Source organism: Labilithrix sp. (assembly GCA_019637155.1).
In the GTDB taxonomy this organism is placed as follows: Bacteria; Myxococcota_A; Polyangia; order Polyangiales; family Polyangiaceae; genus Labilithrix.
Window position 1 is genome coordinate 359,396 of sequence record JAHBWE010000004.1, and the last position, 13,752, is coordinate 373,147.

Consider the following 13,752-nt stretch of genomic DNA (forward strand, 5'->3'; position numbering starts at 1 on the left):
CTATGGTCGGGACGATGCTCGCGCCTCGCTACGCGGTGGCAGATACCTTCACGATCCAGGAGCTCTCGCGGGCGACCGGCGTGTCGGTCGCGAGCATCAAGTTCTACGTGCGGGAGGGGCTCCTCCCCGCGCCCGTGTCGTCGCGGCCGCGGCGCGCCTACTACGACGGACGCCACGCGCAGCGGCTCACGACCATCCGCGCCCTCCGCGACGCCGGCGGTCTGTCGCTCGACGCGATCGGCCGCGCGCTCGCCGCGATCGAACGGCCGGGCAGCGACGTCGTCGACGTGATCGCCCCCGCCATCGACGCGCTCGCCGCTCGCCCCGCCGCCGCCCCCGCCGCGCTCGTGCGCGCGAGGGCGGACGTGAAGGAGCTGTTCGTGCGTGAGCGGCTCTCGGTGCGCGCGCGGGCAGGATCGCGGGAGACGATCGCCGGGGCGATCGCGTCGCTCCGCCGGATCGGGTCGCCGATCGCGATCGAGGACCTCGCGCGGTACGTCGCGCTCCTCCGTCCGCTCGCGAAGGAAGAGATCGAGAACGAAGAGACGAGCGCGGTCCTCCGCTCGGACAAGGAGAGCTCGCTCGAGCTCGCCATCCTCGGGACCGTGCTGTTCGAGCCGATCCTCATCGGCCTTCGCCGCGCGCTGCACGAGCACTACACGACGGCGCTCGTGCGGAAGAAGCCGGCGCGGGAGAAGCCGGCGCGGAAGAAGAAGCGCGCTACTTGACGCCGGGGAAGGCCTTGCAGGCGTTCGAGAAGACGTCGAAGGCGCGCTTGAGGCTGCCGCTGAAGTCGTCCTTGCAGATCGAGTCGAACACGCCGTTCGTCGCGTTCGCCTCGACGAGCTTCTTGAGGCGCACCGCCTTGTCGGCGGAGCCGAGCGCCGACGTGCACTGCTCCTCGCCCGCGATGACGGCCGTGGCCCAGCGCGCGCGGTAGCCCTCCTTCACGTCGTCGAACTTGCCGGCGTAGAACTCCGGCGTGTTGAGCGGCGCGGGCTTGAGCGTCTGATCGTTGTCGCCGCCGCCCTCGTCCTCGTCCGTGATGACGACGATCGCGAGGAGCGCGTCTTTCCGCAAAAACGGCTCGTTCTGCGACTTCAGCACGTTCGACTGATCGGTGATGCGTTCGTAGAGCGCGAGGCGCGTGGACTCGAGCGGCAGCTCGACCGGGCTGCCCGTCGTGCCGAGGCGCGCGCGGCACGCGAAGACGTCGCTGACCGGCAGCGACTCGGTGCCGTCGGTCCGCTCGAGCCACGGCTTGTCGTTGTCGAGCGGGTTGCAGCTCTGCGTGTCCGGATCGGCGCCGCGCGACTTCCGCATCCGGCCCTGATCGGCGCTGACGTCGGTCGAGAGGATGCCGATGCGGTAGTCGAGGAGCTCGTCCGCCGCCGTCTTGTACTCCTCGATCAGCTTGATGAAGCCGGGGATGCTCGTGATGAGCGCGTCTTGCTCCTGCTTCATCGACACCGAGTTGTCGATCACGAAGATGATGTCCATCTTCTTGCACTCGACCGGCGTCGCAGGAGGCGGGCCGTCCTTGGTGTCGCCGCCGCCGATGATGCCGCCGCCGTCGGGTGGGAACTGACCGCCGCTCGACGACGACGACGTGCCGTCCGGGAACGTGCTCCCCGGCTCGCTGCCACACGCCAACGCCACGATTGCACCGAACAGACCGAGCGGAAGAAGACGGCGAAGCATCCCTCGATCGTAGCTTCAACGCAGTCGATGCGCCGCGAGAAAGAGCGCCAAATCAGGGTCTCCGAGCGAGAGCGGCCGGAGGTATTCGGATCCACCTCCTCGCCTCCACCAGCCCTCGCGCCGGGTCGACCAGGTCGTCAGCTCGTAGCGAAACAGGCGCGCGCGCACGAAGCGGGGCGGCGGGCCGCCCGCGAAGGGATCGCGGGCGAGGAGCGGGTCGACGGCGTGGTCGCCGCGGAGCAGCTTGTCGACGAGCTCGACGATCCACGGCTCCTCGTCGTAGCTGCTCATCGCCGCGAACCACATCTGCCAGTCGAGGCGGTAGTGGTACGGCGAGACGAGGCACGGCCGCCGCCGCACGTCGCCGGGCTTGCACGGCAGCTCGTACTCCTCCCATCGCTCGCCGTCGCGCGAGCCCTCGAGCACGATCTCGTCGCGCACCGCGTTCACCGATCCGAAGGCGCCGTAGGTGCTCACGAGGTGGAGCGGATCGAACGACGCGTTCATCGCCTGCCGCGACGAGAGCAGGTTCCCGATCGGTCCGAGGCTCAGGACGCCCACGATCGCCGCGTACCCGAGCGCGACACGTCGATGCGCGCGGCTCGGCTCCGGCGCGGTGACGCGCCAGCGCGCGGGGACGAGCTCGTCGTCGAAGCACGCGAGCGCGGGGACGATCGTGAGCCAGTTGAGGAACGAGAGGTTGCCGCTCGCGATCAACACCGCCTGGAACCCGACGAAACACGCCCCCGCGAACCGCCGCGCGCGCCGCGGACCCAAGAGCAGGAACGGCGCGACGAGCTCGACGAAGTGGTTCACGAGCACGCCGCCGGTGTGGAACCACGGCGGCAGCTGGTGAAGCAGCCACGAGACCGGGCTCGGGTTCGGCTGCGTCTCGTAGTGCGTCTGCAGGCACGTGAGGGCGCGCCAGCACTCGTCGCCGCGGAGCTTGATGAGGCCGGCGCCGAGCATCACGCGCGCGATGAGCCAGCGAAAGAGCCAGATCGCGGAGGCCGGCGGCGCCGACGCGAACGGCCGCCACGTCCGCAGCGGACACACGATCGCCGCGAGCATCCCCGTCTCGAGGAGCTGCATCTCCCAGCCGTAACCCCAGAAGACCTGGCCGACGTCGTAGAGCGAAAACTGGATCGCCCAGAGCGCGAGCATGACGGCGGCGTTCGTCGCGCCGAGCACCACCGCGAGCGCGAGCAGCATCCCGAAGGCGGTGACGCCGCGGAGCATCGCGTCCGACGCGTTCACCCAGAACACCGACGGCGCGGCGAGGAAGCCGCTGAAGCGCGATCCTTGGGCGCGCGCGATCGCGGCGAGCCAGCCGCGCATCGGCAGGAGCCCGTGCTCGCCGATCAGCGCGGGTCCTTGCAGGAACGTCGAGAGGAACGTGACGAAGTACACGCCGCCGAGCAGCCGCAGGAGCACCGTGCGCGTCACGACGAACGACGAGCCGTCCGCGAGCCACCGCGCGATCCGCGGGCGCTCCCGCAGGTCCGGCATCGCCTCTTCGTCGTCCACCGCGCGCCGCATCGTAGCGCGGGACCCGGGCCGAGATTCCGCTATGGTGCCGGGCGATGAAGGTCATCGTCCTCCGCGCCGGCGACGCCGCCGCGCCCGTCGCCGCTCGGCGCGGCGAGTTCTTCTCGTGGATCCGTCGCGAAGGGGAGGGGGCGTGGAGCGGCGACTGGCACGAGCACGACGTGCGCGACGTCACGGCGCCGCTGCCGTCGCCGGACGACGCGCGCGCGTTCATCGTGACGGGCTCGAGCAGCAGCGTGACGGAGCGCGCGCCGTGGATGTTGCGGACGGAGGCGCTCCTCCGCGAGCTCCACGCGCGGAAGGTCCCTCTCCTCGGGATCTGCTTCGGGCACCAGATGATCGGCGAGGCGCTCGGCGGGAAGGTCGCGAAGAACCCGAACGGCCGCGAGATCGGCACCTGCGAGGTCACGCTCGCCGCCGACGCGGACGACCCGATCCTCGCCGGGCTGCCGCGCACGTTCACCGCGAACCACTCGCACGTCGACAGCGTGGTCACGCTGCCGCCGGGGGCGCGGCGGCTCGGATCGACGAGCCTCGAGCCCAACGCGATGTTCGCGCTCGGGCCGACGACGAAGTGCGTGCAGTTCCACCCCGAGTTCGACGGCGACTCGATGCGCGGCTACGTCGAGGCGCGCGCGCACCTCATCGACGCGGAGGGCCTCGACGCGAAGGCGCTCCACGCGCGCGCGGTCGACGCTCCGCACGGCGCCGCGACGCTCAAGAACTTCCTCCGCTACGTCGCGACGCGCAGGTAGCCGCCGGAGAGGAAGGCGTAGATCTGCTCGACGATGCGGTCCTCGGGGTAGTCGAGGTCCCGCATCGTGACCTGGTACATGATCTCCTTCATCGCGCCGAGGCTCATGATCGCGAACATGCGGACGTCGCCCGGCGCGACGATGCCGCGCTCCTGGCCGTCGGTGAGTGAGCCTTCGAGGAGCTGGCCGACGCCCTCGTAGAAGCTCATCAGCTTCTTGTCGAGCTCGGGATCGAGCCCGACCGCGTCGGAGAGGAGGATCTTCGTCGTCGCGCGGTCCTCGAGGAGTGCGTGCACGATCGCGCGGATGTTCTGGCGGACCTGCTCCGCGACGCTCCGCGCCGGATCGTCGGTGTCGACGTGGACGATCGAGGCGCCGATGCGCGCGAAGGTCTGGTCGACGATCTCCTCGAAGATGGCGCGCTTGTCCTCGAAGTACGAGTAGAACGTGCCGCGCGCGATGCCGGCCGCCGCCACGATGTCGTCGATCTTCGCCGCGTGGTACCCGAGCCGCGCGAACACATCGCGTGCATTCTGCAATATCTGCTGGCGACGCTCGGCTTTGTCCACGCAGTTCCCCCCGAGTATCGCATGAACGCACCCCCGCGCACCTCGACAGTAGACCTACAACGCCGCCAAATCGCTGTGCGTCGAGAAGACAAGGAAAGCTGGAACGCGTATGCTTGTTCCGTCGTTTCGCGGCTTTCCCCACCGTGAGAAATCCCAAGGCTCCCGCACCTCCTCGTTACTCGCAGCCCGACGGCTACGAAGCGCGCAGCCGCGCGCCCGTGTCGTCTCCGGCGCCGCGCGTGACGCCGGAGGCGATCGAGCCGGAGGGCTTCGAGGAGGAGCAGGGCGAGACGCGGCCCGCGCTCGGGGACGAAGCGAAGAAGGCGCTCGAGATCGCCGCCGCGCGACGGAAGTCGCTCTCGCCGATCGTCGAGAAGGACGCGCCGACGGCGGCGCTCAATCCGAACGAATTCTCGAACGCTCTCGCGCAGCTCCAGCGCCAGCGTCAGGCCGGCGCGCCCGCTCCGGCGCCGCCGCCGTCGTCGAGGTCGGGCGCCGTGCAGGGGCTGCAGGGGCCGCCATCGCAACGTCCGCCGCCCGGCGCGCCGCAGGGGCCGGCGTCGCAACGTCCGCCGCCGTCGGCGGGGCAGACCGGCGCGAACCGGCCGATCAGCATCAAGCCGCCGCCGCCGCAGGCCGACGTCCCCGACCTCCGCGACCTCGCGAGCTCGGTGCGCCGCTCGATGGCGTCGATCCCGCCGCCGATCAACACGGGGCCGCCGCCTCCGCCCGTCGTCACCGACGATCCGAAGGTGATCAGCGCGCTGCTCGGAGGCGCGGTGCCGCCGGTGTCCTCCGCGACCGCGCCGATGGGGACGCCCGCGCTCGGCCTCAAGCCGGGCACCGGCATGCCGCTCGCGCCGCAACGCACGCCGCTCCCGATCGCCGTCGTCGGCGGTGGCGGCGGGCTCCGCGTGCAGCCCGATCGCCCGGGATCGATCCCGCCGGGGGTCAACCCGACGAAGACGACGCCGTCGGCGACGGCGCAGTCGCGTCCGCCGGGGGCGATGGGCTCGCGCCCGCCGGGGGCGATGGGCTCGCGTCCTCCCGGCGCGGTCCACACGCCGACGGGACCGAAGCAGTACGACTTCAAGCGCTGGTCGTCGCCGGACATCTCGGAGATGCCGAACGACGGCTCGCCGGTCACGTTCCAGGTCTACACCGCGCAGGACGTCGCGAGCGGCCGCGGCCCGATGCGAAGCCTCCCGGTGATCCAGCCGGACGACAAGAAGCCGAACATCGGAGTGAAGATCGCGCTCGCCGTCGTCGGCGGCGTCATCGTGCTCATCACCGCCGCCGCCGTCATCATGGTGTCGACCGACGATCCGAAGCACGATCGGATCGCGCCGGTCGGGAGCGACTCCGCTTCGCCGTCCGCGGAGCCGCCGCCGCCGGAGCCCGCGCCGCTCCCGCCCGGCCCCGGCATCGTGATCGGCGATCCGCTCGGGGCCGCGTCGGAGGAGCCGGAGAGCCCCGCGCCGTCGGCGAAGAAGCCGCCGAAGAAACCTGCGCCGGTCGGGGAGCCGCGCGTCGAGCCGGCCGCACCGAAGACGAACAGCGGCGGCGGTGGCGTCACGCCTCCGCCGAACCCGTACGGATCGCCGGGCAAGTAGCGCGCGTCAGAGGGAGCTCCGGTCGCCCCTCTTGATGTCGAAGTCGATGCCGCCGCCGAACGTGAAGCCGCCGAAGAGCGAGCCGTCGGCGAAGGTCGGCCCTCCCTCGATCGCGGCGCGCGCGAAGAGCGCGAACGACTCCGACTGCAGGACGTCGAGGCGCGCGGCGGCGCCGAGCTTGGGGCCCCACGACACGATCGTCTGGTTCTTCGTCGCGCGGTCGACGCCGACGACGAAGATGCCGGGGTCGAGCGTGATGCGGAGGCGATCGATGACGATGTCGAGGTCGAAGTTGAAGCGGCCGCTCTTCACGCCGAGCCCGTTTTCGGTGGAACCGAGGAAGAGGCGAAATTCGCCCCAAAACGCGAAGTGCCTGCCCGGCTGCGCGCCGACCGCGAGCCCGAGGTCGGCGCCGGAGACCGGCAGCTTCTCGAGCGCGCGGAGCCCGTAGCCCCCGTCGGCGCGGACGCCGACCGGGATCTGACGCTGCGGCCTCACGGGCGCCGGCGTCTCGGCGGGCGCGGGCGCGGAAGGCGCGGGCGCGGGAGGCGCGGGCGTGGGCGCGGGCGCCGGCTCTTCTGCCGGCAGGTCGCCGTCGTCGGCGTGCGCGAGCGCGGGCGTGAGGAGGAGGACGACGGCGGAGGCGAGGGCGAGCACGCGGTTCATGGGCACACCGGACCGATCGCGGACGAGCCACCGGACGTGCTCGTCGTCGAAGAAGAAGTGGTGGAGACGGTGTCGCTCCGGTACGAGGTGACGCGCGCCTTCCCGGCGGCGGTCGCGCGCTGGCAGACGTTCGTCTGCACGATGCGGTCGCACGACGTGTCGTGGATGCAGCGGCTCTCCTCGATCGTGAACGCAGGATCGACGCGGTTGACCTCCGTCGTGCCGCAGCCCGTGTCCTTCGAGTAGTAGTGGCGGCACTCGACGACGCTCGGCTCGAACGTCGCGCCGCAACACTCGGAGAGGCGCGCGACCGCCTCCTCGCACCAGATGACGTCCTGCCGGAACTGCGTGTCGTCCTCGTCGTGATCGGGATCGCCGCACGCGATGACGACCCCGAGCCCGACCGCGAGGAGGGCGCCCACCGGGACGCGCCGTCGAAGAGAAGCCATGACGGAGGAGCTCGAGCACGCCTCGTGCCGGCCGCGATTTCCGCGCATTGACGGCCTGTCGGGCGTCCCGACCCCCGGTGTGCGTGTCAGGCCTGTATCCCGGCTGCGTCAGCATGCGGCTAACCTATGGAAAATGCGCATAAAAACGGAGTGTCGAAAGGCTTTGCCCTCGGGCCGAATGCGCGTAGGCTGGGCGACTGAACTGACGTGTCAGTCCAGCCGGGCTCGCCCGGCCCTCTCCTTTTAAGTGCCGCGGAGCCCACGGATGTCGTCTGCAGTGAACAAGCCCTTCCTGGCGATCGGAATGGATGTCGGCTCGACCACGGTGAAGGCCACCGTCGTCGATCCGGTCTCGAAGGCGATCCTCTGGAGCGACTACCAGCGCCACCACACGAAGCAGCCGGAGAAGTGCCTCGAGCTGCTCGAGACCATCATCGCCGCGTTCCCGGATCATCCCCAGGACGGCTGGCGCATCTTCCTCACCGGGTCCGGCTCCGCGCCGCTCGCGCCGTCGACGGGCGGCAAGTTCGTGCAGGAGGTGAACGCGGTCACGCTCGCGGTCGAGCACCTCCACCCCGACGTCCTCAGCGTCGTCGAGCTCGGTGGTCAGGACGCCAAGATCATCATGTTCAAGGCGGACGAGGCGACCGGCGAGAAGACGGCGATGGCGTCGATGAACGACAAGTGCGCGTCCGGCACGGGCGCCACCATCGACAAGTGCTTCCTCAAGGTCAACGCGCCGCCGGAGCTCGTCACCACGCTCCGCTTCGACGACTCCAAGCTGCACCACGTCGCGGCGAAGTGTGGCGTCTTTGCCGAGACGGACATCGTCAACCTCATCAAGAGTGGCATTCCGAGCACCGAGGTCCTCTGCTCGCTCGCCGACGCGATCGTCATGCAGAACCTCTCCGTCCTCACGCGTGGCAACACGCTGAAGTCGCGGGTGCTCCTCCTCGGCGGACCGAACACGTACCTCCCGTTCCTCCAGGACTGCTGGCGCCTCCGCATCCCGCAGGTCTGGCAGGAGCGCGGCTACGACTACCCGAAGGACGTGCCGATCGAGGAGCTCGTCTTCGTCCCCGAGAACGCGCAGTACTACGCCGCCCTCGGCGCCGTGCTCTACGGCCTCCACGAGGAGGCGCACGTCGGCTGGCTCAAGGGCGACCTCGTCGAGCTCCGCGACTACATCACGACCGGCCGCAAGGCGCGCCTCGGCGAGAGCGCGGGTCCGCCGCTCAGCAAGAGCGAGCAGGAGCTCGAGGAGTTCCGTGAGCTCTACAAGATCCCGAAGTACGAGCCGGAGAAGCTCGAGGCCGGGCAGAAGGTCCGCGCCGTCATCGGCCTCGACGGCGGCTCCACGTCGTCGAAGGCGGTCCTCGTCGACTACGACGACGGACGCATCCTCACGAAGGCGTACCAGCTCTCGAAGGGCAACCCGATCGCCGACACGAAGGAGCTCCTCGCGCAGCTGAAGGGCTACGTCACGAAGCAGGGCGCCGAGCTCGAGGTGATGGGCTTCGGCGCGACCGGCTACGCCGCCGACGTGCTCGAGGAGTGCGTGAAGAGCGACGTCAACATCGTCGAGACGGTCGCGCACATGCTTAGCGCGGTGCACTACTTCGGCGACGTCGACGTCATCTGTGACATCGGCGGGCAGGACATCAAGGTCCTGTTCATGAAGAACGGCGACATCGCGAACTTCCGCCTCTCGAACTCGTGCAGCGCCGGCAACGGCACGCTGCTGCAGGGCACGGCGGACTCGTTCGGCGTCCCGGTGCAACAGTTCGCCGACGTCGCGTTCAAGGCGGAGCTCGCGCCGAAGTTCAGCTACGGCTGCGCCGTCTTCCTCGACACCGATCGCGTCAACTTCCAGAAGGAGGGCTTCTCCAAGGAGGAGATGCTCGCGGGCCTCGCGCAGGTGCTGCCGAAGAACGTCTGGCAGTACGTCGTCCAGATCCCGCGCCTCGCGTCGCTCGGGCGCAAGTTCGTGCTCCAGGGCGGCACGCAGTACAACCTCGCCGCGGTCAAGGCGCAGGTCGACTACATCAAGGAGCGCGTCCCGAACGGCGAGGTGTTCGTCCACCCGCACACGGGCGAGGCCGGCGCGATCGGCGCGGCGATGGAGACCCGCCGCGTCGTGAAGCGGAAGGGCAAGAGCTCCTTCATCGGGCTCGATGCCGCGATCGACCTCGAGTACACGACGAAGAACGACGAAGAGACGGTGTGTCACTTCTGTCCGAACGAGTGCAAGCGCACGTTCATCGACACGAAGACGCCGGACGGCCGCACGTCGCGCTACATCGCCGGCTTCTCCTGCGAGAAGGGCACCGTCGAGTCGAAGGAGGCGATGCTCGACCTCGTCGCCGAGCGCAAGAAGACCGCGCAGCAGTTCCCCAACATGGTGGACTACGAGGCGAAGCGCGCGTTCATGCACTTCTACGACGCCGCGCCGATGCCGGAGCACGGCTCGCCGATCAAGGACATCGAGATCAAGAAGGGCATCTTCGGCCAGCGCCGCGTCGAGATCACGCGGCCGTTCCAGCGCTCGAGCCCGGAGGCGTGGGCGGCGCGGAAGCGGGTCCGCATCGGCATCCCGCGCGTCCTCAACATCTACTCGACGGCGCCGTTCCTCCGGACGTACCTCGAGGCGCTCGGCATCCCGAAGCAGAACGTCGTCTTCTCCGACGAGACGACGGAAGAGATGTGGGTCGAGGGTGGCAAGTACGGCTCGATCGACCCGTGCTACCCGAGCAAGGTCGCGCAGGCGCACATCCACAACCTGATCTTCCACCAGCACACGGCGAAGAAGCCGCTCAAGTACATCTTCTTCCCGATCCTCACCCACGTGACGAACTTCGTCGCGGACACGATGGACAACGCGAGCTGCCCCATCGTCGCCGGCGCGCCCGACGTCATGAAGGCGGCCTTCACGAAGGAGGTCGACTTCTTCGCGACGCGCGGCATCGAGTTCCTCGATCCCGCGCTCTCGTTCGTGGAGCCGAACCTGATGGCGAAGCGGCTCTTCGACACGTGGGGGTCGCGCCTCGGCATCACCGAGGACGAGAACGACCACGCCTGCCGCGAGGCGTGGCGCGCGCTCACGATCTTCGAGAACGACGTGCAGGAGAAGGGCCGCGCGATCCTCGAGACGGTGGAGGCGGAGGACCGCGTCGCGATCCTCATGATCGGGCGCCCGTACCACTCCGACCCGGGCCTCAACCACGGCATCCCGGAGGAGTTCCAGGTCCTCGGCTACCCGATCCTGTCGGTGCGCTCGATCCCGAAGACGCGCGAGTACCTCGACAAGTACTTCAAGGAGGAGCTCGAGTCGGGGCAGATGAAGACGCCGCTCGAGCTGAACCACGTCTGGCCGGAGAACTACTCCGTCAACAGCGCGCAGAAGGTCTGGGGCTCCGTCTTCGCGGCGCACCACCCGAACGTGGTCGTCCTCGACCTCTCGTCGTTCAAGTGCGGTCACGACGCGCCGATCTACGGCCTCATCGACTCGATCATCGAGAAGTCGAAGACGCCGTACGCCGCGCTCCACGACATCGACGCGAACAAGCCGTCGGGGTCGATCAAGATCCGCGTGAAGACGTACGCGCACGCGCTCAAGCTGCACGAGGAGCGCTTGCAGGATGCATCGAAGCGCCGCCACGAGCTCGAGCACCGCCTCGACGAGAAGCGCCTCGAGCTCCTCGAGCTGAAGGGCGCGCAGCTCGAGGCGCGGCGCGTCCAGGACGCCGCTCTCCGTGCCCAGATCGAAGCCCTCCGCGAGAGGGTGCGCGCCTACAAGCCCAAGACGTTCACGATGGACGGCCCGGCCGACGCCGAGGCCAAGAACATGGTGAAGCTGGGCAAGAAGAACAAAGACGGCAGCATCACACGCGTCGCCGTCGTCGATTCCGCTTCCGCTGCTGAGTGATTGAGGAGATGACCATGAACGATACGACCTTCAACGGCATCAACGGCAAGAAGAGCCTCAAGATCGCGGGGCAGGACCTCGACCTCGACGCGGAGATCGCGAAGTTCGAGGCGGAGGAGCGGAAGCGCCTCGGGCTCGACCAGAAGACCGAGCAGTGGCTCGACGACATGGTCGACCTCCAGTTCACGCGCAAGGAGCGCGACAACGTCACGCTCCTCATCGGCGGCCTCACGCTCGCGCACGACTACCTGATCGAGGGCGGCCTCAAGGGCGTCGGCTACAACGTGCAGATGCTGAACGTGCCGGACACGGCGGCGTTCCAGGCGGGCAAGGAGTTCGGCAACCGCGGCCAGTGCAACCCGACCTACTTCACGGTCGGCAACCTGGTTCAGTACCTCATCAAGCTCCGCGACAAGGGGATGTCGAGCGAGGAGATCGTCAAGAACTACGCGTTCCTCACCGCGGGCGCGTGCGGTCCCTGCCGCTTCGGCATGTACGTCACGGAGTACCGGAAGGCGCTGCGCGACGCGGGCTTCGACGGCTTCCGCGTGCTCCTCTTCCAGCAGACCGGCGGCATCAAGCAGGCGACCGGCGACGAGCTCGGCCTCGAGCTGAACGGCACGTTCTTCTGGGCGATCCTGAAGGGCATGTTCGTCGGCGACGTGCTGAACGCCTACGGCTATCGCGTGCGTCCCTACGAGAAGGTGAAGGGCGACGCGAACAAGAAGATCCAGGAGTGCAAGGACCTCCTTTACAAGGCGCTCGAGGACAAGACGAACATCCTCGTCGCGCTCTCCAAGTGCAAGCCGATCCTCCGCAGCATCGAGGTCGACAAGACGATGGTGAAGCCGAAGGTCTCCATCATCGGCGAGTTCTGGGCGATGACGACGGAGGGCGACGGCAACTACCAGCTCCAGGAGTTCCTCGAGGCGGAGGGCGCGGAGTGTGACATCCAGCTCGTCGCGGCCTGGATGCTCTACATGCTGTGGGAGGTCCGGAACGACACCGCCGACCGCGCGGACCTCCGCGAGTGGGACACGGCGAAGTACGGCCTCGGCGGCGGCGGGCCGTTCCAGGTCTTCCAGAAGCTCGCGATCAGCCACCTCGGCGACAAGGCGGTGAAGGGCATCTTCCAGGTGTTCGCGCACATGGTCGGCCTCTACGGCTACAAGTTCGCGAGTATGGAGGAGGTCGCGGAGGTCGCGCACGACTACTACAACAACGATCTCCGCGGCGGCGAGGGGCACATGGAGGTCGGCAAGCTGATCGTCAACGTGCTCCACCAGAAGTGCCACATGACGCTGAGCGTGAAGCCGTTCGGCTGCATGCCGAGCGCGGGCGTCTCCGACGGCGTGCAGACGGCGATCACGGAGAAGTTCCCCGGCACCATCTTCTGCCCGGTCGAGACGAGCGGCGACGGCCGCGTGAACTTCTACTCGCGCGTGCAGATGTACCTCTTCAAGGCGAAGCAGGCCGCGCAGGCGGAGTACGAGCGCGCGCTCACGGAGCAGGGCGTCACGCGCGAGCAGGTCGCCGCGTTCCTCGACGCGAACCCGAAGTTCCGGAGCCCGTTCTACAAGGCGAAGCACGTCTACTGCGGTAACAACGCCGACATCGTCGCGGCGGTCGCCCCGTACATCCTGAAGACGCGCACGCAGCGCTGGAAGGACCGCCTCGCGAACGCGGTGACGGGCACGAAGAAGGTGGTGCAAGAGACCCCGCACCTCGCGGTCAGCCTCGTCGAGGGCGTGAAGCAAGCCCCCGCCTTCGCCGAGCGCCTCAAGGAGGACATCACGATCGTGCGCGAGATCCGCGCGCTGAAGAAGCAGCAGAAGAAGAACCCGGTCGACACGCTCGACGCCGCGGCGGAGGAGTAGCTCGCAACGACACCCACCCGGGGCGGCAGCGACGTGCGCTCCGCCCACGGGCTGGGTTGTGGACTCGGGAGGGAGCCTTTGGCGGGGCGGGGGCGGTGCTAGGATGGCTGGGTGAGCGCGCGTATCAACCTCGCGGATCCGGCGTTCGAGCCGACGGGGGAGCAGCTTCAGGAGCTGTCGCGGCGGGCGTTCGCGCACGTCGCCGCGGAGCGCAAGGCGCAGCTCACGGCGACGCGCGAACGAATTCGCGCAGGCCGTGCAGCGTTGCGAAAGAGGCTCGCCGAAGAGCGCGCTCGGGGCGGTCAGGGCGCTTGAGCGACTTCGGAACGCCTGTCCTCCTCGTCATCGGTGGTCCCAACGGCTCTGGCAAGACGACGATCACGGTGCGCCTGCGCGCCGATCATTGGAGCGAGGGCGTCGAGTACTTGAATCCCGACGACATCGCACAGACGCGCTTCGGCGACTGGAACTCCGAGAGCGCCGTGCTCGAGGCGGCAAAGTGGACGACCGCACGTCGCGAGGAGCTCCTCGCGAAGCGCGAGAGCATCGCGTTCGAGACCGTGATGTCGGCCGACGACAAGATTTCGTTCATCCGTCGCGCGATCTCCACATCCGACGTGCTCACGAAGAACACGCGCACGAAGTAGTC

General features: G+C 68.7%; 12 protein-coding genes. 7 read left to right on the forward strand and 5 right to left on the reverse strand.

Going from position 1 to position 13,752, the window contains the following annotated elements; genetic code table 11:
• Window positions 1–14 precede the first annotated feature (14 nt).
• Window positions 15–728, forward strand: a complete 714-nt coding sequence (locus KF837_10110) for a MerR family transcriptional regulator (protein MBX3227659.1) — start codon at window positions 15–17, stop codon at window positions 726–728.
• On the opposite strand, the gene KF837_10115 is transcribed toward KF837_10110, so the two are convergent.
• Both KF837_10115 and KF837_10120 read right to left on the reverse strand, forming a co-directional pair.
• Window positions 721–1,701 carry a hypothetical protein gene (locus KF837_10115; GenBank protein MBX3227660.1) on the reverse strand — a complete coding sequence of 327 codons (981 nt, stop codon included), beginning with the start codon at window positions 1,699–1,701 and terminating at the stop codon, window positions 721–723. The genes KF837_10110 and KF837_10115 overlap by 8 nt on opposite strands.
• Window positions 1,702–1,716: 15 nt before the next feature.
• Complete coding sequence (locus KF837_10120; GenBank protein MBX3227661.1) at window positions 1,717–3,210, reverse strand: lipase maturation factor family protein; 1,494 nt, start codon at window positions 3,208–3,210, stop codon at window positions 1,717–1,719.
• A gap of 74 nt (window positions 3,211–3,284) precedes the next feature.
• Between KF837_10120 and KF837_10125 the strand changes: the two genes are divergently transcribed.
• Window positions 3,285–4,004 (forward strand): glutamine amidotransferase, encoded by a 720-nt coding sequence (locus KF837_10125; GenBank protein MBX3227662.1) that lies wholly within the window; start codon window positions 3,285–3,287, stop codon window positions 4,002–4,004.
• Here the strand turns inward: KF837_10125 and KF837_10130 are convergent.
• Window positions 3,983–4,573 carry a TetR/AcrR family transcriptional regulator gene (locus KF837_10130; GenBank protein ID MBX3227663.1) on the reverse strand — a complete coding sequence of 197 codons (591 nt, stop codon included), beginning with the start codon at window positions 4,571–4,573 and terminating at the stop codon, window positions 3,983–3,985. The two genes, KF837_10125 and KF837_10130, sit on opposite strands and share 22 nt — an antisense overlap.
• Before the next feature lie 143 nt (window positions 4,574–4,716).
• On the opposite strand from KF837_10130, the gene KF837_10135 reads away from it, so the two are divergent.
• Window positions 4,717–6,186: a hypothetical protein gene (locus KF837_10135; GenBank protein ID MBX3227664.1), complete on the forward strand. Its 1,470-nt coding sequence runs from the start codon at window positions 4,717–4,719 to the stop codon at window positions 6,184–6,186.
• A 6-nt stretch (window positions 6,187–6,192) separates the two neighbouring features.
• Here the strand turns inward: KF837_10135 and KF837_10140 are convergent, their stop codons facing one another.
• Together KF837_10140 and KF837_10145 are read right to left on the reverse strand one after the other, a co-directional pair.
• Window positions 6,193–6,852, reverse strand: a complete 660-nt coding sequence (locus tag KF837_10140; protein ID MBX3227665.1) for a hypothetical protein — start codon at window positions 6,850–6,852, stop codon at window positions 6,193–6,195.
• Window positions 6,849–7,301: a hypothetical protein gene (locus tag KF837_10145; protein ID MBX3227666.1), complete on the reverse strand. Its 453-nt coding sequence runs from the start codon at window positions 7,299–7,301 to the stop codon at window positions 6,849–6,851. Before KF837_10145 ends, KF837_10140 begins: the two co-directional genes overlap by 4 nt.
• A gap of 265 nt (window positions 7,302–7,566) precedes the next feature.
• Between KF837_10145 and KF837_10150 the strand changes: the two genes are divergently transcribed.
• The 4 genes from KF837_10150 (at window position 7,567) to KF837_10165 (ending at window position 13,750) form a co-directional block, all read left to right on the forward strand.
• Complete coding sequence (locus KF837_10150) at window positions 7,567–11,226, forward strand: CoA activase (GenBank protein MBX3227667.1); 3,660 nt, start codon at window positions 7,567–7,569, stop codon at window positions 11,224–11,226.
• 14 nt (window positions 11,227–11,240) lie between these two features.
• Window positions 11,241–13,103: a 2-hydroxyglutaryl-CoA dehydratase gene (locus KF837_10155; GenBank protein MBX3227668.1), complete on the forward strand. Its 1,863-nt coding sequence runs from the start codon at window positions 11,241–11,243 to the stop codon at window positions 13,101–13,103.
• A gap of 111 nt (window positions 13,104–13,214) precedes the next feature.
• Entirely contained in the window at window positions 13,215–13,418 is a 204-nt protein-coding gene (locus KF837_10160; GenBank protein MBX3227669.1) for a hypothetical protein, read from the forward strand.
• On the forward strand, window positions 13,415–13,750 hold the full coding sequence (locus KF837_10165; GenBank protein MBX3227670.1) for a zeta toxin family protein: 336 nt from the start codon (window positions 13,415–13,417) through the stop codon (window positions 13,748–13,750). The genes KF837_10160 and KF837_10165 overlap by 4 nt, the downstream gene beginning before the upstream one ends.
• Window positions 13,751–13,752 lie beyond the last annotated feature (2 nt).

Excerpts from the sequence above, each read along its gene's own strand:
- KF837_10155 (MBX3227668.1), top strand. The coding sequence starts at position 11,241 with ATGAACGATACGACCTTCAACGGCATCAACGGCAAGAAGAGCCTCAAG.
- KF837_10145 (MBX3227666.1), bottom strand. The coding sequence starts at position 7,301 with ATGGCTTCTCTTCGACGGCGCGTCCCGGTGGGCGCCCTCCTCGCGGTC.
- KF837_10140 (MBX3227665.1), bottom strand. The coding sequence starts at position 6,852 with ATGAACCGCGTGCTCGCCCTCGCCTCCGCCGTCGTCCTCCTCCTCACG.
- KF837_10120 (MBX3227661.1), bottom strand. The coding sequence starts at position 3,210 with ATGCCGGACCTGCGGGAGCGCCCGCGGATCGCGCGGTGGCTCGCGGAC.
- KF837_10125 (MBX3227662.1), top strand. The coding sequence starts at position 3,285 with ATGAAGGTCATCGTCCTCCGCGCCGGCGACGCCGCCGCGCCCGTCGCC.
- KF837_10110 (MBX3227659.1), top strand. The coding sequence starts at position 15 with ATGCTCGCGCCTCGCTACGCGGTGGCAGATACCTTCACGATCCAGGAG.
- KF837_10115 (MBX3227660.1), bottom strand. The coding sequence starts at position 1,701 with ATGCTTCGCCGTCTTCTTCCGCTCGGTCTGTTCGGTGCAATCGTGGCG.
- KF837_10150 (MBX3227667.1), top strand. The coding sequence starts at position 7,567 with ATGTCGTCTGCAGTGAACAAGCCCTTCCTGGCGATCGGAATGGATGTC.